Source organism: Accumulibacter sp. (genome assembly GCF_031732815.1).
In the GTDB taxonomy this organism is placed as follows: Bacteria; Pseudomonadota; Gammaproteobacteria; order Burkholderiales; family Rhodocyclaceae; genus Accumulibacter.
In genome coordinates, this window is record NZ_JAVMKF010000071.1 from 4,874 (window position 1) to 6,983 (window position 2,110).

The following is a 2,110-nucleotide window of genomic DNA, read 5'->3' on the forward strand; positions in this document are numbered from 1 at the left end:
GACACCTCGCCGGTGCCGAAGAAGGACCCGATGGGCATGGACTACATTCCGGTCTACGAAGGCGGCGAGGATGCCGACGAAGTGGGCCCTGCCGGATCGGTCAAGATCAGCACCCAGAAGGTGCAGAAGCTCGGCGTCAAGAGCGAGCCGGCCCAGCTGCGCGTGCTGTCGCGCACGGTGCGCGCGGCCGGCCGGATCGAGCCGGACGAGCGTCGACTCTTTGCCATCTCGCCGAAGTTCGAAGGCTACGTAGAACGCCTGCACGTCGCCGTCACCGGCCAGCCGGTCGGCCGGGGACAGCCGCTGTTCGAGGTCTATAGCCCGGAGCTGGTGTCGGCCCAGCGCGAATACGCCATCGCCACCGAGGGACTGGCTTCGCTCCAGTCTGCCGGCGGCACCGCCGAGTCCGGCATGCGGCAACTGGCCGAGTCGGCGCAGCGCCGGCTGCGCAACTGGGACATCTCCGACGGCCAGCTGAAGGCGCTCGCCAGCAGCGGCGAAGCGAAGCGGACCCTGACCTTCCATTCGCCGGTTGCCGGCATCGTCACCGAGAAGAAGGCCGTGCAGGGAATGCGCTTCATGCCCGGCGAAGCGCTCTACCAGATCGCCGACCTGTCGTCGGTGTGGGTCATCGCCGACGTCTTCGAACAGGACATCGGACAGGTCCGGAACGGGACGAAGGCCAGCGTGCGCATCAACGCCTATCCCGAGCGCAGCTTCGAGGGCCGGGTGACCTACGTTTACCCGACGCTGAGCGCGGCGACGCGGACGGTGCCGGTGCGCATCGAGCTGGCCAACCCCGACGGGCTGCTGAAACCGGCGATGTTCGCCCAGGTCGAGGTGGCGACCGGCGAGCCGAAGCCGGTGCTGACCGTTCCCGCTTCCGCCGTCATCGACAGCGGCACGCGCCGCGTCGTTCTCGTCCGCCGCGGCGAGGGCGTCTTCTTCCCGCACGAGGTGAAGCTGGGCGGGCGCAGCGATACGCATGTGGAAGTTCTCGAAGGAATCGCCGAGGGCGACGAGGTCGTCGTCGCCGCCAATTTCCTGATCGACGCCGAGAGCAACCTGAAGGCGGCGTTGGGCGGCCTCGGCCATGCCGGCCACGGTGCGGCGCCGGCCGAGGCCACGACAAAGGCGGTCGGCCACCAGGCGGAAGGTGCAGTGGACAGCATCGACGAAAAAGCCGGCACGCTGATGCTCGCGCACGGCCCGGTGCCCAGCCTGAAATGGCCGGCGATGACGATGGAGTTCAAGGCGGCGAATCCGGCGCTGTTGCAGGGGCTGAAGCCCGGCACCGCGATCGGCTTCGAGTTCGTCGAGCGCCAGCCGGGCGAGTGGGTGGTGACGAAGATCACGCCGCAGGCGGCACCCGCACACAAGCACTAAGCGTCCGCGCGACAAGAACAAGAAAGAGAACCCGCCATGCTCAACGCCATCATCGACTGGTCCGGCCGCAATCGTTTCCTCGTGCTGCTGGCGACGCTGTTCGTCGTGCTCGCCGGCATCTTCGCCGTGCTCAGGACGCCGATCGACGCGCTGCCCGACCTCTCCGACGTGCAGGTCATCGTCTATACGGAGGTGCCGGGGCAGGCGCCGCAGGTGGTCGAGGACCAGGTCACCTACCCGCTGACCTCTGCCATGCTGTCGGTGCCGAAGTCGAAGGTGGTGCGCGGCTTCTCGTTCTTCGGCGCCTCCTTCGTCTACATCATCTTCGAGGACGGCACCGACATCTACTGGGCGCGCTCGCGCGTGCTCGAATACCTCAACTTCGCCGCCGGCCGCATGCCCAAAGGCGTGACGCCGCAGATCGGGCCGGACGCCACCGGCGTCGGCTGGGTCTACCAGTACGCGCTGGTGGCGAAGGAGAAGACGCTGGCCGAGCTGCGCAGCATCCAGGACTGGTACCTGCGCTACCAGCTGACCAAGGCCCATGGCGTTGCCGAGGTAGCCTCGATCGGCGGCTTCGTTCAGACCTACCAGGTCACCGTCGACCCGGTGAAGCTGCGCGCCTACGGCATCCCGCTGGCCAGGGTGGCGCAGGTCATCCGCGACTCGAACCGCGACGTCGGCGGCCGCGTCGTCGAGATGGCCGAGACCGAGTACATGGTGC

2 protein-coding genes are annotated in these 2,110 nt (G+C 67.8%); both read left to right on the forward strand.

From position 1 onward, the window contains the following. The coding region (locus RKP46_RS06085; protein WP_311105809.1) for an efflux RND transporter periplasmic adaptor subunit at positions 1 to 1,386 on the forward strand (1,386 nt) is incomplete at its 5' end. A 36-nt stretch (positions 1,387 to 1,422) separates the two neighbouring features. After that, a partial coding sequence (locus tag RKP46_RS06090) for an efflux RND transporter permease subunit (RefSeq protein ID WP_311105810.1) occupies positions 1,423 to 2,110 on the forward strand: 688 nt, incomplete at its 3' end.